Below are 21,029 nucleotides of genomic sequence, written 5' to 3'. Positions count from 1 at the left end.
CGCGAATGTTCTCAAGTCCTACGCCAATTCGGCGGCCAGTGCCGCTTTCATGCTCGACAGACGGCAACCCCCCTCACAAGCCGCTGAAACGTTTTTGTCCTCAATGCTGGCCGACTAGTGGCCTTGCAAGCCCAAGGTTGCTGTCTATGATCAGCTGTAACTAACCATATCGGCCGTGATGGGGCGGTTGATGTCTTGGCGAAAGAGTGCGTAATCGAAGGCACCGACACTTGATGACAAGGAGCTGTGTGCTAAATGGAATTTGTTGTGAAGCTGTTAGGGCTGGCCCGCATGCGGGCTATCAAGAGAAGGATGTCTTGATGAGCGTGTCGCTGTAAGGACCCTCCGATTGATCATCATTTATCACCTGACTAGTCCTTCTTTTTGGAGGGATGCGTGTGCCTGTTCCACGGAACGTAGTGGTGGATGTGAAAGACCTGCAACTTTCATCAATCAAAAAAACCGCGCTGAAGGTGATACAACAATGTTCAACCTACATCACAAGGCTGACCTGCTGGAAATCGAACGCTTCAGCTGTGCGCTGACTGAGGCCAATGCCAAGTTGGCGGCGATCAGTCGTTCGATGGCGATGATTGAATTCACCCCGGACGGTATCGTCATCGATGCCAACGAAAATTTTTGCAGTGCCATGGGCTACAGCGCCGACGAAGTGCGCGGCAAGCATCACCGGGTCTTTTGTGAAGAGCAGTATTACCGCAGCGATGAGTACACCAAGTTATGGCGTGACCTGGCGCAGGGCGAGCCGCTGAGCGGGACCTTTCTGCGCTTGCACAAGAGTGGCCGGGAGATCTGGCTCGAAGCCAGTTATATGCCGGTGCTGGGCCCCGACCGGCAGGTGAAAAGTGTGATCAAGGTGGCCACCGACATCACCGCACGGATCAACAAGGAACACGAAAACGAAAGCAGGCTCGCTGCGATCGGCCGCTCAATGGCGGTGATCGAATTCACGCCCGAAGGCAAGGTCATCAGCGCCAACGAGAACTTCCTGAAAACCATGCAGTACTCGCTCAACGAAGTGGTGGGGCAGCATCACAGCCTGTTTTGCCACCGTGCCGAAGCCGAGTCCCAGGGTTACCGGAATTTCTGGGCTTCGCTCAACCGTGGTGAATATCACTCCCATCGTTTCGAGCGCAGGAACAAGCAGGGTCAGACGGTGTTCCTGGAAGCGTCCTACAACCCTTTGTTCGACGCCAAGGGGCGGTTGTACAAAGTAGTCAAGTTCGCCAGCGATATCACCCACCAGATGACCACCCTGCAAACCGCCGCAGAATCGGCCCACAGCACCTCGGTGCAAAACGACGTCTGCGCGCGCAAGGGTTCCGAGGTTGTGCAGCAGACGGTGCAGATCATCCAGGACATTTCCCGGGACCTGAACGAGGCGGCACTGAGCATCGATGCCGTGAGCAAACAGTCCGACATCATCGGCACCATCGTGCAGACCATTCGCGGCATTGCCGATCAGACCAACCTGCTGGCGCTCAACGCGGCGATCGAGGCGGCCCGCGCCGGTGAGCACGGGCGAGGGTTTGCGGTGGTGGCCGATGAAGTGCGCAGCCTCGCGGCGCGCACCAGTCAGGCGACGCTGGAGATTGTCGAGGTGGTGCGCAAGAACCACGATTTGTCGCTCAGCGCGGTGTCGAGCATGCAATCGAGCCTGAGCCGAACCGGCCTCGGCGTGGAACTGGCGAATGAGGCGGGGGAGGTGATTCTGGAAATCCAGCAGGGTTCGCGACATGTGGTGGATGCGATCAGTCAGTTCAATTCGACGTTGCAATTGAACTAAGCGGAGCAACTGTAGGAGCGAGCTTGCTCGCGATGGTCGTTAACGATAACGCGTGTTACTGGTTAAACGCAGCGCTCCAGATACCATCGCGAGCAAGCTCGCTCCTACAAATAAGCACAATGAAAAAGGGTCCCGGTCGAGGGTAATGCCGATCAGTTAAGCCTTCTCGCTTGACCTTTGGCCGCAAGAAATCAAAATCCGATGCCTGTACTGGCATCGGATTTTTTTATGCGTCTCGCTCGGGCACTGGAACTGACCCACAACATCGCCTCTACCCCCAACGCCATCGAGGGATTGGATGCCTTGCTCGATCCTTCTTTGGTCGAACAGGCGCTTGAACAAGCCGGTGTGGCGACGCTGCGCAAGCGTCGTTTGCCGCTGGAAATGATGCTCTGGTGCGTGATCTCCATGGCGTTCTTCCGGCGCATGTCGGCCTGGGATGTGGTCAGTCGCATGAACATCATGTTGCCGGGCCAGCGCCCGTTGGTGGCCCCCAGCGCCGTAGTCCAGGCCCGTCAGAGATTGGGCAGCGAAGCTGTACGACAAGTCTTCGATTTGACCCAGAAAAGTTGGCATGAGGCGGCCAATCATCCGACTTGGGCCGGTCTGCGTTTGTTGGGCGTCGATGGCGTTGTCTGGCGCACGCCCGACACGCCGGAAAATCGGGCGCGCTATGACTCCGCCAGCAACCAGCACGGCGACACCGGTTTTCCTCAGGTGCGCATGGTCTGCCAAATGGAGTTGACCAGCCATTTGCTGATTGGAAGTGCGTTTGACGGCTACCGCAGCAACGAAATGAAACTGGCCGAGCAACTGATCGAAACCACCCCCGATCACTCGCTGACGCTGTTTGATCGTGGTTTTTACTCGTTAGGTTTACTGCATCAGTGGCAGCAGGCAGGCGTCGAACGCCACTGGCTGATGCCGCTGAAAAAAGGCTCGCAGTACGAGGTGATCCAGCGTTTGGGGCGCCAGGATGCGATTGTTTCGCTGAGCACTTCGCCGCAGGCCCGCAAGCAATGGCCTGGGTTGCCGGAGCGGCTGACCGCGCGACTGCTGAGCAAAACCGTGAAGGGCAAGGTGTGTCAGATTCTGACCTCAATGGCTGACCCGCTGCGTTTTCCTTCCGACGAGATCGTTGATCTGTACAGCCAGCGCTGGGAAATCGAATTAGGCTTTCGGGAAATGAAGCAGACGCTGCTCAACAGCAGTTATACGCTGCGCAGCAAGACACCCGAGATGATCGAGCAAGAGTTGTGGGGCGTGTTGTTGGGCTACAACTTGTTGCGCTATCAGATGGTGGAAATGAGTCGCCACTGTCCTGGGCATTTACCCGTGCGAAATGAGCTTTACCGCGTGTACCTGGGCGATTCTCGGGTTTATCAACAGCGTCTCGGCCGACCGTTCCGGGAACATCCCCAAGTATTTGGCCGAGCTTCATGCTTCAGCGCCGCACTACGTGCTGCCGCATCGACGTGAGGAGCGCGTTTATCCTCGGGCGATTCGGCTGAAATCACCGAAGTATCCGATCAAAAATAAAAATGCCAGTCAGCTTAACTGACTGGCATTACCCGGTCGAGGGACCCTTTTTTATTGTGTGGTGGGCGGCAACCTGCGGCCATTCAAGGCAAGCCGTTGCAGCCGTGCTTGAGGAACCCTGGGCGCTGGGCCAGGCGCTGGAAATATTCATCGACGGCGGGGTAGTCAGGCCGGTCGATCGGCGTCATCAGCCAGCGGTTGACCGACAAACCGATGACAACGTCGGCCAGGGTAAAGCGTGGTCCGGCGACATACGCCTTGGTGGTCGCGAGTTGATGTTCGAGGATGCCCATCTTCTGGTTCCAGGCGCGGATGCCGACCTCAAGGCTATGCGGGTCCTGGAATTCCGGGTCCTTGCGCACCAGTGCCATGAACGGGTATCTCCAGGATGGATTGAGTTCGGTGGCTTGCCAATCCATCCACTGTTCCACCCGGGCACGTGCTGCCGGATCGGTGGGTAGCAGGTCGGTGTGATGGTGGTGGTGTTTGCCGGCCAGATAGCGGCAGATGGTATTGGATTCCCACAACACCCCGGATTCATCGATGATCACCGGCACCTGTGCGTTTGGATTGAAGCGCAGGAACTCGGGGCTGTGGGTGGACGCAAAACCACTGCCCCAGTCCTCGCGTTCGTAGGTTATGCCCAGCTCCTCACAGGTCCACAGGACTTTTCGGACGTTGATGGACGAGGCTTTGCCGAGGATCTTCAGTGCATGTTCCATGAGCTACTCCGTTAGCGAATCGACGCTTCGGGAATCTAACAGTGGTCTGTGTTGATCTCAAATGAGATCAGGGGGATAAGAAACACACTAAAGGTTAGTTGAAATCCCGCGGCATGGGCGAAGCGCCATCGCAAATGGCTGTCAGCTGCTTGGCCCAACCTGTTTTTTCGGTAGCAGGTCGGTCCAGATGGGGGTCGAACAGGCACTGGGAATGTGCGGATGGAGGATCGGTTGCCTGAGTATCCAGCCCTGAAGCCGTTGGTCGATGTACACCGGGGTTGATTCGATGCACTCGCCTTTGGGCGCAACCTTGGCTTGATCCACTGATACAAACAGCGGTCCCGACAAATCGAACACTGTCTGGGAATGGCTTACAACGCCCGTGTCCTTGCGGGCGAAACAGCTGTTTCTGCGTCCGCTCAGGTCGGTTGTCATGACCCCGGCTTCTTCCAGACTTGCATGCCAAACGCTCATGACAACGGCCGGCCCCTCGGCTTTCGGGTGAGCGGCCAGGCAACTTTTGATTGCCGACATGAAACGCGGATCGCTGAGCAATTGCGTCCAGTCGTTCGGCTCCGAAGCTTGTGCCTGAATCGTTTGGCCGAGCAGGAAGGTCAGCACGCCGGTCAGGAAAATCGCTTTGCGCATAGCAATATCCGCGAGAAAAAAGGTTGTGGATTCTGCACTCGCCTCTCGGGTCGCGGAGGGTAAAAGATGTTTCGAAGTGCGGATAAACAGTCCCGGCATGCCGTGTAGGAATGGTCTGAAGGTAAGTGGCTTCAGAGGAGTTCCGCAGGTTACGGTTTCTTGCACCCTTGCCTACAACTACGCCAGAATCCGCCGACTTGTGCGCCTGGTATCCGGACTCTATCGTTCCGTGTCGCTGCAAATTCAGCGATCGGGTTTCGCAGCCCGGGTATCTCTAGACGCATAGCGTCCACCATTCGTGATCAGTTCATGTTATGGCGGCTGTGCGTGGGAGACCTTCGGGTCTACCGGGTTCTAGAGTCCCGGTCTGCGACCCGCGTACAGCTGCCACCCTTCGTATCGCAGCGAGACGTGGCAGCTCCATCACTCTAGGAGCATCACCATGTTCAAACCCACGCCGAACCCCCCGCGCAATCCCAGTCCGATGTTCTTCATCTCACCCGGCATCAATAACGAAACGCTGTTGGCTCACGCCTGCGAATCACTTGCCTCGGCGAGTGTGATGACCAATGATTTTGCGGCTTTTCTGGAAGGCGGTCAGCGCAATACGGCACTGGCGATTGCACAGATCATCATGTTGGCCGAGTTGGCGGTGAATCGCGTGCTGGATAACCTTGATCCGCAGGACTGAACACAGAGCGAGGGCGAGAGGCTTACCCTGTGGCGAGGGGGCTTGCCCCCGTTGGGTTGCGAAGCAACCCCAAAACAGACACTGCGGTCATACAGTTAAACCAAGTGAGCTGGATTACGACTGCTTCGCAGCCGAACGGGGCGGTGCGGCGTTCTGACAAGCCCCTTCGCCACAGTGATTTGTGTCGCGCCTACGTACTCTCCCGCACCTTCAACTCAAACCCCATGTCCTGCACCGGTCTGGCCACAGTATTGCCGGCCATCAGCGTCAGCATCTGCTCCGCCGCGCGGCGACCGATAGCCTCGCGCGGGGTGTTGATGCTGCTCAGGCGCGGGACCATGTGTTCGGACATGGGCAGGTCGTTGAAGCCGAGGATCGCCACTTGCTCGGGGATCTTGATTCCGTGTCGCATCGCTTCGAGCAGCGCGCCCTGGGCCAGGTCGTCGTTGCCGAAGAAGATCGCGTCGACATCCGGGTGGCTGGCGATCATCTGCAAGAACAATTCGCCGCCCAGGCCGACCGAAGACGGGCGGGGCGTCAGCACTTCCAGTGCCGGGTCATACAGGCCAGCCTTTTGCAGGGCGCGGCGGAAACCTTCGCCGCGCAGCAAGGTGCGCTGGTCCAGTTGCGCGCCGATGTAGGCCAGGCGCTTGCGGCCCCGGGACAGCAAGTGTTCGGCAGCCGTTTCACCGGCCGCCAGTTGCGAGAAGCCGACGCAATTTAACCCGGCCGCACTGTCCAGTTCCATCATGTACACACACGGGATATTGCTGGCCTCGATCATCCGTCGTGAGCTTTCGGTGCGGTCGAAACCCGTCAGCAACAAGCCGCGCGGTTGATAGGCCATGTAGTTGCGCAGCAGGTTTTCTTCTTCATCGCGCGAATAATGGAAGTTGCCGATCAGCACTTCGAAGCCCTTGGGACGCAAAACCCGATGAATGGCTTCCAGGGTATCGATGAACAGCAAATTGGATAGTGAAGGCACCAACACCACCACCGATTGGCTCTGGGCCGAGGCCAGGGCACGGGCGGCAGGGTTGACCACATAGTTGAGCTCCAGCGCCGCTTTCTGCACTTTTTCCACAAGTTCAGTGGCCACGGTGCTGACGCCACGCAAGGCGCGGGAGGCGGTGATCGGGCTGACGCCGGCCAGTCGGGCAACTTCGTTCAGGGTAGGGCGGCCAGTGGTGCGGGTATTTTTATCGTTCTTGGTTGTGTTCATCGACGGCTTGCCAAACAAAATTCAAGGCACTAAGGTAGCGCTGTCTTGATGCAGCTGCAAATGCGTGAGCAAGGGTTCGCCTGATCCTTGCTTTTTGGTGTCGGGACCTAACCTGCTGCAACCCATAAAATGACAAGAAAGGCGTCGGCAACTTCTGCTTTTGGTCTAGTGTCATAACTGGCAAAGGTAGCGCTGTCTGCGCGCTGAGGTGTTACATGAATCATCCCATCACCGCCCTGGTCATCATGGGCGTTGCCGGTTGCGGCAAGACGTGCGTCAGCGAGGCCCTGTGCCATTTGAGCGGCGCCACTGCCATTGAAGGCGACTCTTTTCACCCTGCCGCCAATATCGAAAAGATGAGCGCGGGGATTCCCCTGAACGATGAAGACCGTGCCGGCTGGCTCGACAGCCTGTGCGATGAACTGCGCCGTGTCGACGCCAAGGGCCAGCGCCCGGTGCTGACCTGTTCGGCTCTCAAGCACATCTATCGCGAACGTCTGCGCAGTGCCTTGCCGGGCCTGGGCTTCGTGTTCCTTGAGTTGACCCCCGAAGTCGCCGCCGACCGTGTCTCCCATCGGCCAGGCCACTTCATGCCGTCGACCCTGATCGACAGCCAGTTCGCCACCCTCGAATCGCCCGTCGGCGAGCCGTTGACCCTGGCGCTGGATGCTTCGACCCATAGCGTCGAGCAACTGGCGGCGCAGGCTCATGTCTGGTGGCAGGTGAACGGCCTGAAACAGGCGGTATGACTGTGTTTGCAAAGACAGCGCTGTCCTCACGACTTCTGATCAACCCGCTTTAATAACAACAACAACCAGGAGACACCCCTAATGTTTGGCATGTCCCACGAGACGTTCCTGCTGCTCGATGCAGTGGTCACGGTGATCGGGCTTATCGTCCTGATCACCAAGTTCAAGTTCCACCCGTTCATTGCCCTGATCATTGCCGCCGCTTTCCTCGGGCTGACCTCCGGCATGCCGATCGGCACCATCATCAAGGCGTTCCAGGACGGCTTCGGTGGCGTGCTTGGCTTTGTCGGCATCATCCTGGCGCTGGGCACGATGCTCGGCAAAATGATGGCCGAATCAGGCGGTGCGGATCAGATTGCGCAGACGTTGATCCGCGCCTTCGGCAAGGACAAGGTGCAGTGGGCGATGATGTTCGCTGCGTTCCTGGTCGGCATTCCGCTGTTCTTCGAAATCGGCTTCGTGTTGCTGATTCCGTTGGTGTTCATCGTTGCCCGCCGCACCGGCGTGTCGATCATCAAGATCGGTATCCCGCTGCTGGCCGGTCTGTCCGCCGTACACGGCCTGGTGCCGCCGCACCCGGGTCCATTGCTGGCCATCGGCGTGTTCGGTGCCGACATCGGGAAAACCATTCTGTATGGCCTGATCGTTGCACTGCCAACGGCCATTATTGCCGGCCCGATCTTCGGTACGTTCATTGCCAAGCACATTCCTGGTCATCCGAATCAGGAACTGGTGGATCAACTGGTGCGCGATGAGGATGCAGGCGATCTGCCTAGCTTCGGCATCACCCTGATCACTGTGCTGTCGCCAGTGTTCCTGATGCTGCTCAAGACCTTTGCCGATGTGGCGCTGCCGGACGGCAACTTCTTCCGCACCTTCATGGACTTGATCGGTCACCCGATCTCGGCGCTGCTGCTGGCGTTGCTGCTGTCGCTGTACACCTTCGGCTACAAGCAGGGCATCGGGTCGCAACAGATGCTCAAGTGGCTGGACGCGAGCCTTGCGCCGACCGCTGCGATCATCCTGATCATCGGTGCCGGTGGCGGCTTCAAGCAGATGCTGGTGACCAGCGGTGTGGGTAACGTGATCGGCAACATGGCGGTGGCTGCACAGATCTCGCCGATTTTGCTGGCCTGGCTGGTGGCGGCGGTGATCCGTATCGCGACCGGTTCAGCGACCGTGGCGACCATTACTGGCGCGGGCATTGTGGTGCCGGTAGTGGGGATGATTCCGGGTGTGAACCGTGAACTGCTGGTGCTGGCCACCGGTGCTGGCTCCCTGATCCTGTCCCACGTCAACGACGCCGGTTTCTGGTTGGTCAAGCAGTACTTCAACATGACCGTGGCCGAAACCTTCAAGACCTGGACCGCGATGGAAACCATCCTCTCCGTGGTTGGCCTGGGCTTTATCCTGTTGTTGTCGCTGTTCGTCTAAGCGAATCGACAGACACAAAAAAACCGCTGCGATGCGGTTTTTTTGTGGGTGATGATTTCATGGCCATACACAAAACCCATGTAGGAGTGAGCCTGCTCGCGATAGCGGTGGGACTGTCGACATCTTGGTTGGATGTGATGGCCTCATCGCGAGCAGGCTCGCTCCTACAGTGTCATGTGTTTTTAGTTGGTTTTCGGTGCCAACCCATCCGCCCGAAACATCCCGCGAATCCCGCGCACGGCCTGACGAATCCGGTCCTGGTTTTCGATCAGGGCAAAGCGCACGTGATCATCGCCGTACTCGCCAAACCCGACGCCCGGCGAGACACACACCTTGGCCTCGGACAGCAGTTTCTTGGCGAACTCCAGTGAGCCCAGATGCGCATAGGCCTCGGGAATCTTGGCCCAGACGTACATCGAGGCTTTCGGGTTTTCCACCATCCAGCCCAGTTCATGCAGGCCCTTGACCAGCACGTTGCGCCGCTGCCGATACTGCTCGGCGATGTCGCGCACGCATTGCTGGTCGCCTTCAAGCGCAGCGATGGCCGCCACTTGCAGCGGGGTGAAGGTGCCGTAGTCGTGGTAGCTCTTGATCCGCGCCAGGGCGTTGACCAGTTCCGGGTTGCCGACCATGAAGCCAATGCGCCAGCCGGCCATGTTGTAGCTCTTGGACAGGGTGAAAAACTCCACCGCAATGTCCTTGGCCCCCGGCACCTGCATGATCGACGGGGCTTTCCAGCCGTCGTAGACGATGTCGGCGTAGGCCAGGTCGTGCACCACCAGCACGTCGTACTGCTTGGCGAGGGCAATGACGCGCTCGAAGAAATCCAGCTCCACGCACTGGGCGGTGGGGTTGGATGGGAAACCGAGGATCATCATCTTCGGCTTGGGGATAGAGCCGCGAATGGCCCGCTCCAGTTCAGCGAAGAAATCCACGCCCGGCACCAGCGGCACCGACCGCACCTGGGCGCCGGCAATCACGGCACCGTAGATGTGAATCGGGTAGCTCGGGTTGGGCACCAGAACGGTGTCGCCCTGGTCCAGGGTTGCCAGCATCAAGTGCGCCAGGCCTTCCTTGGAACCGATGGTGACAATGGCCTCGCTTTCCGGGTCGATGTCGACCTCGTAACGGTCCTTGTACCAGTTGGAAATCGCCCGGCGCAGGCGCGGAATGCCCTTGGACGTGGAGTAGCCGTGGGTGTCTTCACGCTGAGCGACTTGCACAAGTTTTTCGACGATGTGCGGCGGCGTGGCGCCGTCGGGGTTGCCCATGCTCAAGTCGATGATGTCTTCGCCACGACGACGGGCGGCCATCTTCAGCTCGGCGGTGATGTTGAAAACGTAAGGGGGGAGTCGATCTATGCGCGCAAAGCGGCGCGGCGAACCTTGTTCGGCCATTGTTGCCTCGGATAACGTAAGCGCCCGGAACCGTCCGAGCGACGCTGGTCACTGCGGTGACCTGAGGCGGAATGTAAGGGCAGCTGTGGCAGACTGTCCAGCCTCAATGTAAACAAATTTGTCCGAAGGAAAGGGTTCGATGGAATTTACCAGCGGCTTCTTGCTGAGCCTCTCGCTGTGCCTGGATATTGGCGTGGCCAACATCGCGATGATCACCCTGGCCATGCAGCGCGGCTATTTCCAGGGCTTTGCCCTGGGGCTTGGGACCTGTGTCGGCGACCTGATCTACGCGGTACTGGCACTGGCCGGCATGACCGTATTGCTGCAATACGAAAGCGTGCGCTGGGTGTTGTGGATCGGTGGCTCGGCGCTGCTGGTGTACTTCGCGGCGAAGATGATCTATTCGGCGATTCACCACGAGGCGCTGCTGGCCGAGACGGCGGAGGTCGGGAACAACTCCCACCGCAAGGAGTTCTTGCGCGGGATCTTTCTCGCCATGTCTTCGCCCAGCGCCATTCTCTGGTTCGCGGCAGTGGGCGGCACCCTGATCGCCCGTTCCGGTGGCGGTGGCCCGCTCAGTTCGGCACTGTTTCTCGGCGGTTTCCTCTGTGCCGGGCTGCTCTGGTCGGCAGGCCTGTGCTTCGCCGCGAGCCATGGAGGCAAGTTGCTGGGCGACAAATTGCTGCGTTATTCCTATATGGCATCGGCGGCGATCTTCTGCTATTTCGCGGTCTACGTGATCCTATCGGGTTACAACGAGTTCGTTGGCGCCGCTGCCGTCGAGCAATTGCACGCACTGTAATTGGGCGAATCGGGTTTGGCTTCTATACTTCCAGCCGAACCCATTTTTATGCGTCAGGAGTCGAGTCATGGATGAGTTAGCACGCGTCGAACTGACGCAACCGCGCTTCGAACACGGGCACTTCCTGCTGATTGCAGGGCTGGGCGGACAATTTACCCAGCAAACCACCCAAGGCATTCCCAAGCTCTGGGAAAAATTCGAGCCCCACATTGGGAACATTCCGGGTCAAAAAGGCGAAGTCACCTACGGTGTCTGCTGCAATTTCGACGGCAAGGGCGGCTTCGATTACATCGCTGGCGTCGAGATCAGCAAGCTCGACGACTTGCCGGAAGCCTACCGTTGGGTAGAGGTTCAGCCTCAGCTGTACGCGGTGTTCGAGCACAAGGGGCCGCTGGATACTTTGCCGCAACTGTTTCAGTACATCTTCGGCACCTGGCAGCCGCAGTCGGGGCATGAGGTGTTGGATGCGCCGGAGCTGGAACGCTACAGCGAAGACTTCAACCCGAAGCTCAACACCGGCAAGCTGGAGATCTGGATTCCGATCAAAGGGTGAGATGTGTGTCGAGAGGCGGATCAGCCGATTCGTCTCTCGATGTCCCACGGCTGCTGATTTATCATCCCCAGCCTTTCCCACGCTGATCCCGAGCTGCCATGAACACCGTCATCCGCAACGTCACCCCCGCCGATCTGGACCGCTGCTTTGCCATCGAAACCCTTGCCTATGAAGGTGACGAAGCCGCGACCCGCGAGAAGATCGCCACCCGCATCGCCACCTGGCCCGTGGGTTTTATCGTCGCGGAAGTGGACGGGGTCGTCGCCGGTTTCATCAACTCCGGTGCGGCGTTCCAGGTGGAAATGTCGGACGAGGCGTTCAAGGAGCTGATCGGCCACGACCCGGCCGGGCCCCACGTGGTGATCATGTCGGTGGTGGTGCATCCGGATTACCAGGGGCAGGGCCTGGCCAAGCGCCTGATGGCTGAGTTCATCGAACGCATGCGCGCGATGGGCAAGGCCAGCATCAACCTGATGTGCAAGGAACGGCACATTCCGTTGTATGCCGGATTCGGCTTTGCCTACGTCAAGCCTTCGGCGTCCGACCATGGCGGCATGGCGTGGCATGAGATGATTTTGGAGCTGTAAGACTGTTGGAGATCCCCTGTGGGAGCGGGCTTGCCCGCGAAGGCGTCGGCACATCCAACATCAATGTGTCAGACAGACCGCTTTCGCGGGCAAGCCCGCTCCCACAGGTTCGGCGTTGTGTTGGAGAAATCGGTTGCGACTATTGAGCAGTCAAAACATCAACCCCATCCGCCGCTCATAACCGATCCGCCCCTTGTACGCCTCGCCGCTGTCGACAAAGCCAAACCTGGCGTACAGGGCGATGGCGGCTTCGTTGTCCGCATCCACCGACAACTCCAGCCCTCTGATTTCCGGCCAGGCCAGGCGCGCCGCTTCGGGCAGCGCTTGCAGGCAGGCCTTGCCGTAGCCCTTGCCCTGGGCGCGTTGATCGACTTGCAGCGCATGCAGGGTGGCGCTGTGCTCATCGGCCCAGGCGGGCAACACCGGCGGGCGTTTGAGCAGCAGGAACGCGACGGGAATATCTTCGGCCAGCAGGGCAAATCCTTTGACTCCCGGGCCGGGCTTGGACAACAAGGTGTGCAGGGCACCGTGGATATCACCGGAGAACCTGATTTGTTCCGGATGCACTTCGATGGCCTCGACCTGTTGGCGCTGCTGCGTGTTCAGGCTTTCATAAGGCACGAGTCGGGCTGTCACTGGCGTGTCCTTTTTCCAACTGAAAATGAGCCTCGGATTCTAGCGAGTCTGGCGTTATGGATTATTTTTATTTCTTCTGTCGATTCGCCGGATCGCCAGACGACTAAGGGTGTCTTCACTATAAAAACCACGGAGAACCACCATGAATTCGCAAACCCAGATCCAGAACCTCATCGAGAACTATCGTCAGGCGGTCATGGCCAAGGACATTGAAAAAGTCATGGCCCTTTATGCCGATGACATCGTCTCCTTCGACGCGGTCAAGGCCCTGCAATTCAAAGGCAAGCCGGCGTATCGCGCGCATTGGCAGGCCTGCATGGAAATGTGCCCCGGCCCGCACATCTTCGAATTCCACGAAATCACCATCGAGCCGTCCCAGGAAATTGCGTTCGCTCACTGGCTGGCAAATTGCGGTGGCACCAACGACAAGGGCGAAACCCAGTCCTGCTGGATGCGCGTCACCGCCTGCTATCGGCAAGAAGCCGGGCTGTGGCAGATCGTCCACGAACATTGGTCGGCACCGTTCGACATGGCCAGCGGCGCGACGCTGTTCGATCTCAAACCCTGATCGTCGGGAAGCCGAGCCAGAATGCCAATCAGCGGCCATAGTTGATCCGTTCGATAAGGAGAGCGTGATGAAGTATTTATGCCTGGTCTACAGCGATGAGCACCTGCTGCATTCGCTACCGGAAAGCCCGAAGGACGAAGAATGCATGGCCTATGCCGAGTCGATCCAGGGCAGTGGCCGGATGGTCGCCGCCGAAGCACTGGAATCGGTGCAGACCGCCACCACCGTGCGCATGCGCAACGGCAAGATGTCGATCACCGACGGCCCGTTCGCTGAAACCAAGGAGCAGTTGGCAGGCTTCTACCTGATCGACGCCAAGGACCTCAACGAAGCCATCCAGGTCGCCGGGAACATTCCGGCGGCCCGGGTCGGCAGTGTCGAAGTGCGCCCCGTTCGGCAGTTGAATCCTTAAGATGCCTGGGCTGCCGGTTCAGGCTCAGGTCGAGCGGGTCTATCGCGAAGAGTCGAGGCGCATTCTCGCGACCCTGATTCGCTTGCTGGGGGATTTCGACCTCGCCGAAGAGGCCTTGCACGAGGCGTTTTTCGTCGCGGTCGAACGCTGGCAGCGTTATGGCGTGCCGGACAATCCGCGGGCCTGGCTGGTGTCCACCGGGCGTTTCAAGGCCATCGATGCCTTGCGTCGGCGTGCGCGTTTTGCCGCGTCGCAGCCTTTGCTGATCGCACAGCTGGAGGAGCTTGAGCACACGCCGTGGAGTGATGAAGACGTGGAAGACGATCGCCTGCGGCTGATCTTCACTTGCTGCCACCCGGCCCTGGCGGCGGACGCGCAAGTGCCGCTGACGCTGCGGGAGGTCTGCGACCTGACCACGGAGGAAATCGCCCGGGCCTTTCTCTCGGCCCCGGCCACCATCGCCCAGCGCATCGTGCGCGCCAAGGCGAAGATCCGCGACGCGAAAATCCCTTATCAAGTGCCGACACTCGCTGAGTTGCCCGAGCGCCTGGACAGCGTATTGCGGGTGATTTACCTGGTGTTCAACGAGGGCTACTCGGCGTCCATCGGGGCCGAACTGATCCGCGAGGATTTGACCCGCGAAGCGATCCGTCTCGGCCGGTTGCTGGTGGAACTGCTGCCGGAGCCGGAGGTGATGGGCTTGCTGGCGTTGATGCTGCTGCACGAGTCGCGCCGCCCGGCCAGGACCTCGGCGAGCGGCGAGCTGATTGTGCTGGACGAACAGGACCGTTCGCTGTGGGACGCCGGGTTGATCAGCGAAGGCTGCACACTGGTCGAGCGGGCGCTGACCATGGGACGATTCGGACCCTATTGCCTGCAAGCGGCGATCGCGGCGGTGCACGCCGAAGCCCCGACGGCGGGGGAAACCGATTGGCCGCAGATTGTCGGTCTGTATGACGTCCTGCTGCGGGCGGTGCCGTCGCCGGTGATCGAGTTGAATCGTGCAGCGGCGATTTCGCAACGCGATGGACCACTGGCGGGGCTGACGCTAGTCGACGCCATTCTGGATCGGGGAGAACTGCTCGACTACCACCTGGCGCACTCGGCGCGGGCGGAGTTCTGTCGGCAACTGGGCCGGGTGCAAGAGGCGCGGGCGGCTTGGGAACGAGCGCTGGCGTTGACCCGGCAAGAGCCTGAGCGGCGGTTTATCGAAGAGCGGCTCAAGGCGTTGGATTGATGTGAAATTGGCTGGCCCCATCGCGGGCAAGCCCGCTCCCACAGGGGCAGTGGTGCACACAAGTTTTGTGGTTGCCACCATTTCCTGTGGGAGCGTGGCTTGCCCGCGATAAGGGCCGAAGGACCTTCACTCCAGCATCTTGCCCAGCAACCAGCTCCCCGCCGGCCCCGGCGGATTCAGCCGCGACCACAACGCATCCACCGACACCGTTTTCGGCCAGCCGCGCACCACCAGTTCCTGCAACGTGCCAGGCCCGAACCGCTCGACCAGCCAGCGGGGCAACGGCGCCCAGCCGAACCCGCCCTGGGCCATTTCCAGCAGCATCAGATAACTCGGCGCCGACCAGACGCGACCCTTCGCCCGACTTTCATAGGGATTGATGATGGTGGCCAAGCGCAACTCGCGGTGCTGCTGCAGTACGTCCCGGTCGACGTAGTCCAGCGTCGCCAACGGGTGTGTCGGGGACACGAACAAAGCGATTTCCGTGCGCTCGTCCACCGTCGAGCTGACCAGGTCCGGCGGGTAGCTGTCCTGCATTTCGGCGAAGGCAATCTGCGCCCGGCCGCTTTGCACCAGGGACATCAGGTCATCGCATTCGGCGATCAGGCACTCGAGCTCCAGGTCCGGGTAACGCTGCTCGAAGGCACTGAGGGCGGCTTCGAAGCGGTCCGACTGATAGGTATCGGACAGCGCTACCGTCAACTTCGCTTCCACCCCTTGAGACAGTTGGCTGGCGGCTATTTCCAGGCGACTGGTGGCGGCCAGGATCTCTTCGGCCCGTTGCAGCATGACGTGCCCGGCCGGGGTCAGGCCGGGCTTGCGGCTGCTGCGGTCGAACAGGGTCAGGTTCAGGTCGATTTCCAGACTGGCCACCGCCGCGCTGATGGTCGACTGACTGCGGCCCAACTTGCGCGCCGCGGCGGAAAACGAGCCTTGGGTCGCGGCTTCGACAAACGCCAGCAACACTTCGTGAGAGGCCATGAACTATCGCCTTGATCGATGGTTATTGGTTATTAAGTATCGGCGTGATGACAGATCATGGCAACCACACAGTCACTCAAGGGAGTTCGGCCATGAGCGCCAACAAGTCCATTACTGAACGTATTTTTCAAGCCATCGGTTTTGAGCTGCTGGCCATCCTGATCTGTACCCCGTTGCTGGCCTGGATCATGAAGAAACCGATGCTGGAAATGGGTATGGTCACCGTCCTCATCGCCGGCCTGGCCCTGGCCTGGAACGTGGTCTTCAACGGTATGTTCGAACGGCTGCTCAAGCGCTTCGCCATCGCACACAACGCCTGGGTTCGCGTGGTGCATGCGCTGTTGTTCGAAGGCGGACTGGTCGCCCTCGGCGTACCGCTGATCGCCTGGTGGCTGGATGTCAGCCTGTGGCAGGCGTTCCTGCTGGATATCGGCGTGCTGCTGTTTTTCCTGCCGTACACCTACGTCTACCACTGGGCATATGACGTGGTTCGGGAGCGGATGCTGGTGACTCGCGAGGTTTGCTAAGTATCGTTTTTGTGGCGAGGGAGCAAGCTCCCTCGCCACAGGGGTTAGCAGACGTTAATAATCCTGCTGCTTGCGAAACGCCCAGCGCCCGGCGATCACGGTAAAGGTCGCGACCAGCGCCACCAGGACCCAGAAACCCTGCGGATCATCGGCCAGCGGAATGCCGCCGACGTTCATGCCGAAGAAACCGGCGATGATGTTGATCGGCAGCGCCAGCACCGTCACCACGGTCAGGGTGAACAGCGTGCGGTTGGTCTGTTCGTTGATGTTGGCGGCGATCTCTTCCTGCAACAGCTTGATCCGCTCACCCAGCGCCGTGAGGTCGTTGATAATCAGCGCAAACTCCTCGGTGGATTTGCGTAACTCCTTCACGTCTTCCTTTTGCAGCCATTGCGGCGGCCGGTTGAGCAGGCGCAGCAATGAGCCTGGCTCCAGCGCCAGCAGCCGTTGCAAACGCACCAGCACCCGGCGATTGGCGCCCAGTTCGGCGCGGTTGGTCGACAGGCGTGAGGACAGCAATTCGTCTTCGATCTGATCCACGCTCTGGCTGGTCTTGCGCACGATCTGGGTCAGCACTTCACCCTGGTCGCGCAGCAGATGCACCAGCAACTCCAGCGGGGAACGAAAGCACTCCCGGGCCTTCACCGACGAGCGCAATTTGTCCACCGAGTGCAGCGGTTGCAGGCGGGCGCTGATGATCAATTGGCTGCGGGCGCACACCCACAGGGTCGAGACATCCGACGAGACCATGTTGCTGAGGTTGAACACCACATCGTTGACCACCGCCAGCAACGCGGAGTCGACATGCTCGATGCGCGTCGACCGCGAGCCTTCGTGCAGCGCTTCGAAAAATTCTTCGGGCAACTCCAGATGGCTCTTCATCCAGCGCTCGCACGCGGCGTGGGCGAGGTTCAGGTGCAACCAGAGGAATTGCTCGTCGCTTTGCGGTTGTTGCAGGTACTGCAAGGCCTCGGCGGAATTGATTTCCCGACCGGCCTCACCGGGGCGAAAGCTGAAACCGTAAAGCAGGCCGAACAGATCCGTGTCGCGATGGCTTTGATCGATGCTGTGGTTCATGAGGACTCGCAAGGGGAGGCGCCTGTCACGTGTTTTGCAGGTTCACTTGAGCGGCATCATCGCAAGCGGGGGTGACGTTTTTGTGACAGGAAAATAACGCAAACAATTGTTCTACCGGCGGTCGGGATTTTCTCAAGAACCGCTCTGGCTAGCCGATCACGCTTGGGTTGAGTTGCGCGCCGCCGGCTTCGGCCGGGACCGCAGACAGGGATGTCCGGACACTTTTCACGCCTTTACGGGCGTGCCTCATTCCTGTCATGAGTACCCTGCGATGCTTTTGCAAAAGTCCCTGAGAGCACAAATTCTCGCCCTGCTGAGCGGCAGTCTGCTGGCGATGCTGTTGATCGCCCTGGCGTGCTTTCACTTCCTGTCCAGCGGCGTGCAGAACTACGCCAATCTGATCGAAGGCCCGCTGCACACCTCGCAATTGATCGATGAAGCCAACCTGCAATTCAAGGTGCAGGTGCAGGAGTGGAAAAACGTCCTGCTGCGCGGCAAGCAACCGGCGGACCTGAGCAAGTACTGGGGGCAATTCGAGGCGCGTCAGCGCGATGTGCAAAACATCCTCGGCGAACTGGCCGCGCAGAAGGGTATCGAGCCGCCACTCAAGAGCCGCATCAATCGCTTGCGTGACGAGCATCGCCAGTTGGGCACGGCCTATCAGAAGGGCCGGGACGCGTTCGTGGCCGCCGGTGGTGACCCGGCGGCGGGCGACGCGGCGGTCAAGGGCGTGGACCGCGCGGCCAGCGATCAGATGAGTGAACTGGTCAGCGAGTTGCGCAAGCAGGGTGCCGAACAATCGACACTGATCAGTGCCAGTGCCGATCGCACGGTGTTGCTGGGGCTGGTCGTGATGCTGGTTTCGGGGGGGCTGATCGGCCTGCTGAGCCTGTGGCTGGTCAACCGCAACCTGGTCGAGCCGATCCGCAAACTGATCGAATACGTGGCGCAGCTCAGCCAGGGACGTATTGCCGAGCGCGTGGCCAGCACCCGTCAGGACGAGTTGGGCAAACTGGCGATGGCCGCCAACACCCTGCGCGATTTCCTTGCCGAAACCTTCAGCCGTTTGCAGCGCAGCGCGTCGGACCTGGACAGCGCCAGCGGTGAGTTGAACTCGATCGCCACCGTGATGGCCGGCGGTACCAACGAACAGTTCAACCGCACCGATCAGGTGGCCACGGCGATGAACGAAATGTCCGCTACGGCACAGGAAGTCGCCCGTCATGCCGCCGAAGCGGCGCGGGCCGCCGACGACGCCGACCAGTCCGCCCAACAGGGCGAAAAAGTCATGCAGGGCACCATCCATACGATCACCCAGATGCGCGGTGAAATCGCCAATACCGCCACGGTCATCCGCCAACTGGAAACCGACAGCGGGCGCATCGGCAAGGTCCTGGAAGTGATTCGCGGCATCGCCGAACAGACGAACCTGCTGGCACTCAACGCGGCCATCGAAGCGGCCCGTGCCGGTGAGGCCGGGCGCGGTTTCGCGGTGGTGGCCGATGAAGTGCGCAGCCTGGCCCAGCGCACGGCGGCGTCGATCATCGAAATCAACCAGATCATTCAGACCGTGCAGACCGGTGCAATCGAAGCGGCCCAGGCGATTGAAAGCGGTCAGTCGCGCAGCGAGCAAAGCGTGCAGCAAGTGACGGAGGCCGGCGCCATGCTCGAACGCATCACTCTGGCCGTGGAAGCCATCCGCGACATGAACCGCCAGATCGCCACTGCCGCCGAAGAGCAGACCTCGGTGGCCGAAGACATCTCGCGCAACCTCACCGAGATCACCAGCATCGCCAGCACCAACCTGGACAACGTGCAGCGCACTGAAGCGGCCAGCAACAACCTGCACGGTTTGTCGGGGCGGTTGAACGAGGTGACGGCGCGCCTGAGCGCTTGATGAAAGGGACGGTGTACCGGGTTCCTTATCGAGTCGGTACACAGTCGGTCTCAAGTGCAGGTATAGGGTGTCGATGACGGGTTGAACCTGAATCCACATTGGAAAAAAAACGCCATGGTCAGCACGTCGGCCTGATCAATCATCCAGACGCAGAAAAGCCGCACGATCCGAAAACCGTGCGGCTCTTTGTTGTGTGCATCAGACGTCTTTTTTGTTCTTCAGGACTTCGCCGGTGGTGGCGTTCAAATCCACGTCCCATTCAACGTTGCTGGCGTCACGCAGTTCGACTTCGTACTCGTAGATGGTGGAGTGTTTGTCCAGGTCGCTGTCGGTAATGGTGGCCCCCGGGTGCAGCTTCAACACGATCTGGTTCAACTCTTCCATAGGCTTGATCTTGCCCTCCTTCACCAGCTGAGGGATCTGGTCGACGGGAACGTCTTTGGCCTGGGCCAAACCAGCGGTGAGCGTCAGGGCGGCAGCGGTGAAGAGGGCAGTCAAAGTCTTCATGAGTTCTTTCCTTGGGATAGTTGTTCAAGTGGGATCAGGTTAGTCGTATCAACTTAATTCACCCTTAAAACTGAGCGTTCGATTGCTTCGTTTGTTCAATTCTGTGCCCGGATCAACTCGCATGCTTTGCCTTCAATCAATGGAGGTGGCGATGAAAACTATCATTGCGGGGTTGTACGCACCGGTATTCTGGGGCGGATTCATCGGGGCAGGGGTGTGGCTGATCGGTGTCGGTGGCCTGTCGACGCTGTGGTTGATGCTGCTGTTTATTGCAGCCTTGCTGGTGTCGTTCCTGGCTGAATGGGCACTGCCCTATGAAGCTTGCTGGAACCACAGTGCCGGCGATCGTCGGCGGGACATCTTCCATGCACTCATCAACGAAACGCTGGGCGCCCTCGGACTTTTGGCATTGCCGGCTCTGGTGGCGTTGCTGGCGGTTGAGGGTGCGTGGCCACAGGGCTGGCCGTTATGGCTGCAACTGGGGCTGGCGATTTTCGTCGCGGATGCCGGGGTCAGCCTGATGCACTACGCCAGTCATCGACTGCCCTGGCTGTGGCGATTGCACGCGGTGCATCACAGCGTGCAACGCCTGTATGGCTTCAACGGCTTGATGAAACACCCGCTGCATCAAATGCTCGAAGCTTCGGCGGGACTGTTGCCGCTGCTGGTACTTGGCATCCCGCAAGACGTTGCAGCGCTGTTGGCGTTCTCCATCGCGATTCAGCTTTTGTTACAGCATTCGAATGTCGACATGCGCCCTGGTCCCTGGCGCTGGATCTTTGCCTGGGCACCGATGCACCGCTTTCACCACATGAAGTACGGCAAAGCTGGCGACGTCAACTTCGCCTTGTTCTTCAACCTGTGGGACTGGCTGTTGGGGACCGGTTTTTACACGCAGGACTATCAGATTCGCCAAGGCGACCTCGGGATCGGCAGCCGTCCGGATTTTCCGGTGGATTATGTGGCGCAGTTGCTCGATCCGTTTGAGTCGATAGCGTTGGGAGAAGAGCCACTCGTGCCGCCAGCGTTGCGTCGCTGA

21 protein-coding genes and 2 pseudogenes are annotated in these 21,029 nt (G+C 59.7%); 15 read left to right on the top strand and 8 right to left on the bottom strand.

Annotated elements, in window-relative coordinates:
- Positions 1–484: 484 nt before the first annotated feature.
- From AC3IX1_RS22110 to AC3IX1_RS22100, 3 genes and pseudogenes are all read left to right on the top strand, one after another.
- Positions 485–1,255: pseudogene (locus tag AC3IX1_RS22110) on the top strand (PAS domain-containing protein); the annotation flags it as partial.
- 9 nt (positions 1,256–1,264) lie between these two features.
- Entirely contained in the window at positions 1,265–1,804 is a 540-nt protein-coding gene (locus AC3IX1_RS22105; RefSeq protein WP_227698141.1) for a methyl-accepting chemotaxis protein, read from the top strand.
- Between the two features lie 228 nt (positions 1,805–2,032).
- Positions 2,033–3,365, top strand: a pseudogene (locus tag AC3IX1_RS22100) (IS4 family transposase).
- A 61-nt stretch (positions 3,366–3,426) separates the two neighbouring features.
- Here the strand turns inward: AC3IX1_RS22100 and AC3IX1_RS22095 are convergent.
- Positions 3,427–4,065: a glutathione S-transferase family protein gene (locus AC3IX1_RS22095; protein WP_489385825.1), complete on the bottom strand. Its 639-nt coding sequence runs from the start codon at positions 4,063–4,065 to the stop codon at positions 3,427–3,429.
- A 141-nt stretch (positions 4,066–4,206) separates the two neighbouring features.
- Entirely contained in the window at positions 4,207–4,713 is a 507-nt protein-coding gene (locus AC3IX1_RS22090) for a hypothetical protein (RefSeq protein WP_489385824.1), read from the bottom strand.
- Between the two features lie 442 nt (positions 4,714–5,155).
- Between AC3IX1_RS22090 and AC3IX1_RS22085 the strand changes: the two genes are divergently transcribed.
- A complete protein-coding gene (locus tag AC3IX1_RS22085) occupies positions 5,156–5,404 on the top strand; it encodes a DUF6124 family protein (RefSeq protein ID WP_489385823.1) in 249 nt (82 codons plus the stop codon).
- 190 nt (positions 5,405–5,594) lie between these two features.
- Here the strand turns inward: AC3IX1_RS22085 and gntR are convergent, their stop codons facing one another.
- Complete coding sequence (gene gntR, locus AC3IX1_RS22080) at positions 5,595–6,626, bottom strand: HTH-type transcriptional regulator GntR (protein ID WP_489385822.1); 1,032 nt, start codon at positions 6,624–6,626, stop codon at positions 5,595–5,597.
- Positions 6,627–6,841: 215 nt separating this feature from the next.
- On the opposite strand from gntR, the gene AC3IX1_RS22075 reads away from it, so the two are divergent.
- Together AC3IX1_RS22075 and AC3IX1_RS22070 are read left to right on the top strand one after the other, a co-directional pair.
- The gene (locus AC3IX1_RS22075) at positions 6,842–7,375 is read left to right on the top strand and encodes a gluconokinase (RefSeq protein WP_489385821.1); all 534 of its coding nucleotides are present in this window, start codon (positions 6,842–6,844) and stop codon (positions 7,373–7,375) included.
- 81 nt (positions 7,376–7,456) lie between these two features.
- Complete coding sequence (locus AC3IX1_RS22070; RefSeq protein ID WP_150726658.1) at positions 7,457–8,809, top strand: GntP family permease; 1,353 nt, start codon at positions 7,457–7,459, stop codon at positions 8,807–8,809.
- Positions 8,810–8,991: 182 nt separating this feature from the next.
- Here the strand turns inward: AC3IX1_RS22070 and alaC are convergent, their stop codons facing one another.
- A complete protein-coding gene (gene alaC / locus AC3IX1_RS22065; RefSeq protein WP_489385820.1) occupies positions 8,992–10,206 on the bottom strand; it encodes an alanine transaminase in 1,215 nt (404 codons plus the stop codon).
- Positions 10,207–10,345: 139 nt separating this feature from the next.
- Here alaC and AC3IX1_RS22060 point away from each other — a divergent pair, with 139 nt between their 5' ends.
- The 3 genes from AC3IX1_RS22060 (at position 10,346) to AC3IX1_RS22050 (ending at position 12,148) form a co-directional block, all read left to right on the top strand.
- On the top strand, positions 10,346–11,008 hold the full coding sequence (locus AC3IX1_RS22060; RefSeq protein ID WP_085717119.1) for a LysE family translocator: 663 nt from the start codon (positions 10,346–10,348) through the stop codon (positions 11,006–11,008).
- A 67-nt stretch (positions 11,009–11,075) separates the two neighbouring features.
- On the top strand, positions 11,076–11,561 hold the full coding sequence (locus AC3IX1_RS22055; RefSeq protein ID WP_489385819.1) for a GyrI-like domain-containing protein: 486 nt from the start codon (positions 11,076–11,078) through the stop codon (positions 11,559–11,561).
- Between the two features lie 98 nt (positions 11,562–11,659).
- Complete coding sequence (locus AC3IX1_RS22050; RefSeq protein WP_489385818.1) at positions 11,660–12,148, top strand: GNAT family N-acetyltransferase; 489 nt, start codon at positions 11,660–11,662, stop codon at positions 12,146–12,148.
- Positions 12,149–12,298: 150 nt separating this feature from the next.
- Here AC3IX1_RS22050 and AC3IX1_RS22045 read toward each other — a convergent pair whose 3' ends face one another.
- Positions 12,299–12,784 carry a GNAT family N-acetyltransferase gene (locus AC3IX1_RS22045; RefSeq protein ID WP_489385817.1) on the bottom strand — a complete coding sequence of 162 codons (486 nt, stop codon included), beginning with the start codon at positions 12,782–12,784 and terminating at the stop codon, positions 12,299–12,301.
- Positions 12,785–12,926: 142 nt separating this feature from the next.
- Here AC3IX1_RS22045 and AC3IX1_RS22040 point away from each other — a divergent pair, with 142 nt between their 5' ends.
- The 3 genes from AC3IX1_RS22040 to AC3IX1_RS22030 all read left to right on the top strand — a co-directional run bounded on the left by AC3IX1_RS22040 (position 12,927) and on the right by AC3IX1_RS22030 (position 15,001).
- On the top strand, positions 12,927–13,352 hold the full coding sequence (locus tag AC3IX1_RS22040) for a YybH family protein (RefSeq protein WP_489385816.1): 426 nt from the start codon (positions 12,927–12,929) through the stop codon (positions 13,350–13,352).
- A gap of 67 nt (positions 13,353–13,419) precedes the next feature.
- Complete coding sequence (locus tag AC3IX1_RS22035) at positions 13,420–13,764, top strand: YciI family protein (RefSeq protein WP_015096538.1); 345 nt, start codon at positions 13,420–13,422, stop codon at positions 13,762–13,764.
- A 1-nt stretch (position 13,765) separates the two neighbouring features.
- On the top strand, positions 13,766–15,001 hold the full coding sequence (locus AC3IX1_RS22030; RefSeq protein ID WP_489385815.1) for an RNA polymerase sigma factor: 1,236 nt from the start codon (positions 13,766–13,768) through the stop codon (positions 14,999–15,001).
- Positions 15,002–15,127: 126 nt separating this feature from the next.
- Here AC3IX1_RS22030 and AC3IX1_RS22025 read toward each other — a convergent pair whose 3' ends face one another.
- Entirely contained in the window at positions 15,128–15,982 is an 855-nt protein-coding gene (locus tag AC3IX1_RS22025; protein WP_489385814.1) for a LysR family transcriptional regulator, read from the bottom strand.
- Positions 15,983–16,074: 92 nt separating this feature from the next.
- Between AC3IX1_RS22025 and AC3IX1_RS22020 the strand changes: the two genes are divergently transcribed.
- Entirely contained in the window at positions 16,075–16,509 is a 435-nt protein-coding gene (locus tag AC3IX1_RS22020) for a multidrug/biocide efflux PACE transporter (RefSeq protein ID WP_489385813.1), read from the top strand.
- A 54-nt stretch (positions 16,510–16,563) separates the two neighbouring features.
- Here AC3IX1_RS22020 and AC3IX1_RS22015 read toward each other — a convergent pair whose 3' ends face one another.
- Positions 16,564–17,586, bottom strand: a complete 1,023-nt coding sequence (locus tag AC3IX1_RS22015; protein ID WP_489385812.1) for a transporter — start codon at positions 17,584–17,586, stop codon at positions 16,564–16,566.
- Positions 17,587–17,857: 271 nt separating this feature from the next.
- Here AC3IX1_RS22015 and AC3IX1_RS22010 point away from each other — a divergent pair, with 271 nt between their 5' ends.
- The gene (locus tag AC3IX1_RS22010) at positions 17,858–19,483 is read left to right on the top strand and encodes a methyl-accepting chemotaxis protein (RefSeq protein WP_489385811.1); all 1,626 of its coding nucleotides are present in this window, start codon (positions 17,858–17,860) and stop codon (positions 19,481–19,483) included.
- Positions 19,484–19,681: 198 nt separating this feature from the next.
- On the opposite strand, the gene AC3IX1_RS22005 is transcribed toward AC3IX1_RS22010, so the two are convergent.
- A complete protein-coding gene (locus tag AC3IX1_RS22005; RefSeq protein ID WP_150674262.1) occupies positions 19,682–19,990 on the bottom strand; it encodes a PepSY domain-containing protein in 309 nt (102 codons plus the stop codon).
- 151 nt (positions 19,991–20,141) lie between these two features.
- Between AC3IX1_RS22005 and AC3IX1_RS22000 the strand changes: the two genes are divergently transcribed.
- Positions 20,142–21,029 (top strand): sterol desaturase family protein, encoded by an 888-nt coding sequence (locus AC3IX1_RS22000; protein ID WP_489385810.1) that lies wholly within the window; start codon positions 20,142–20,144, stop codon positions 21,027–21,029.

The sequence above is a fragment of the Pseudomonas sp. KH_046_2 genome (assembly GCF_057838985.1).
The sequence above is the reverse complement of the archived record's forward strand: the minus strand, read 5'-3'. Positions and strand labels throughout refer to the sequence as shown.

Coding starts and splice junctions, on each gene's coding strand:
- gntR (WP_489385822.1), bottom strand. CDS start 6,626: ATGAACACAACCAAGAACGATAAAAATACCCGCACCACTGGCCGCCCT.
- AC3IX1_RS22060 (WP_085717119.1), top strand. CDS start 10,346: ATGGAATTTACCAGCGGCTTCTTGCTGAGCCTCTCGCTGTGCCTGGAT.
- AC3IX1_RS22025 (WP_489385814.1), bottom strand. CDS start 15,982: ATGGCCTCTCACGAAGTGTTGCTGGCGTTTGTCGAAGCCGCGACCCAA.
- AC3IX1_RS22105 (WP_227698141.1), top strand. CDS start 1,265: ATGACCACCCTGCAAACCGCCGCAGAATCGGCCCACAGCACCTCGGTG.
- AC3IX1_RS22000 (WP_489385810.1), top strand. CDS start 20,142: ATGAAAACTATCATTGCGGGGTTGTACGCACCGGTATTCTGGGGCGGA.
- alaC (WP_489385820.1), bottom strand. CDS start 10,206: ATGGCCGAACAAGGTTCGCCGCGCCGCTTTGCGCGCATAGATCGACTC.
- AC3IX1_RS22040 (WP_489385816.1), top strand. CDS start 12,927: ATGAATTCGCAAACCCAGATCCAGAACCTCATCGAGAACTATCGTCAG.
- AC3IX1_RS22005 (WP_150674262.1), bottom strand. CDS start 19,990: ATGAAGACTTTGACTGCCCTCTTCACCGCTGCCGCCCTGACGCTCACC.
- AC3IX1_RS22020 (WP_489385813.1), top strand. CDS start 16,075: ATGAGCGCCAACAAGTCCATTACTGAACGTATTTTTCAAGCCATCGGT.
- AC3IX1_RS22030 (WP_489385815.1), top strand. CDS start 13,766: ATGCCTGGGCTGCCGGTTCAGGCTCAGGTCGAGCGGGTCTATCGCGAA.
- AC3IX1_RS22050 (WP_489385818.1), top strand. CDS start 11,660: ATGAACACCGTCATCCGCAACGTCACCCCCGCCGATCTGGACCGCTGC.
- AC3IX1_RS22010 (WP_489385811.1), top strand. CDS start 17,858: ATGCTTTTGCAAAAGTCCCTGAGAGCACAAATTCTCGCCCTGCTGAGC.
- AC3IX1_RS22095 (WP_489385825.1), bottom strand. CDS start 4,065: ATGGAACATGCACTGAAGATCCTCGGCAAAGCCTCGTCCATCAACGTC.
- AC3IX1_RS22085 (WP_489385823.1), top strand. CDS start 5,156: ATGTTCAAACCCACGCCGAACCCCCCGCGCAATCCCAGTCCGATGTTC.
- AC3IX1_RS22015 (WP_489385812.1), bottom strand. CDS start 17,586: ATGAACCACAGCATCGATCAAAGCCATCGCGACACGGATCTGTTCGGC.
- AC3IX1_RS22090 (WP_489385824.1), bottom strand. CDS start 4,713: ATGCGCAAAGCGATTTTCCTGACCGGCGTGCTGACCTTCCTGCTCGGC.
- AC3IX1_RS22035 (WP_015096538.1), top strand. CDS start 13,420: ATGAAGTATTTATGCCTGGTCTACAGCGATGAGCACCTGCTGCATTCG.
- AC3IX1_RS22070 (WP_150726658.1), top strand. CDS start 7,457: ATGTTTGGCATGTCCCACGAGACGTTCCTGCTGCTCGATGCAGTGGTC.
- AC3IX1_RS22055 (WP_489385819.1), top strand. CDS start 11,076: ATGGATGAGTTAGCACGCGTCGAACTGACGCAACCGCGCTTCGAACAC.
- AC3IX1_RS22075 (WP_489385821.1), top strand. CDS start 6,842: ATGAATCATCCCATCACCGCCCTGGTCATCATGGGCGTTGCCGGTTGC.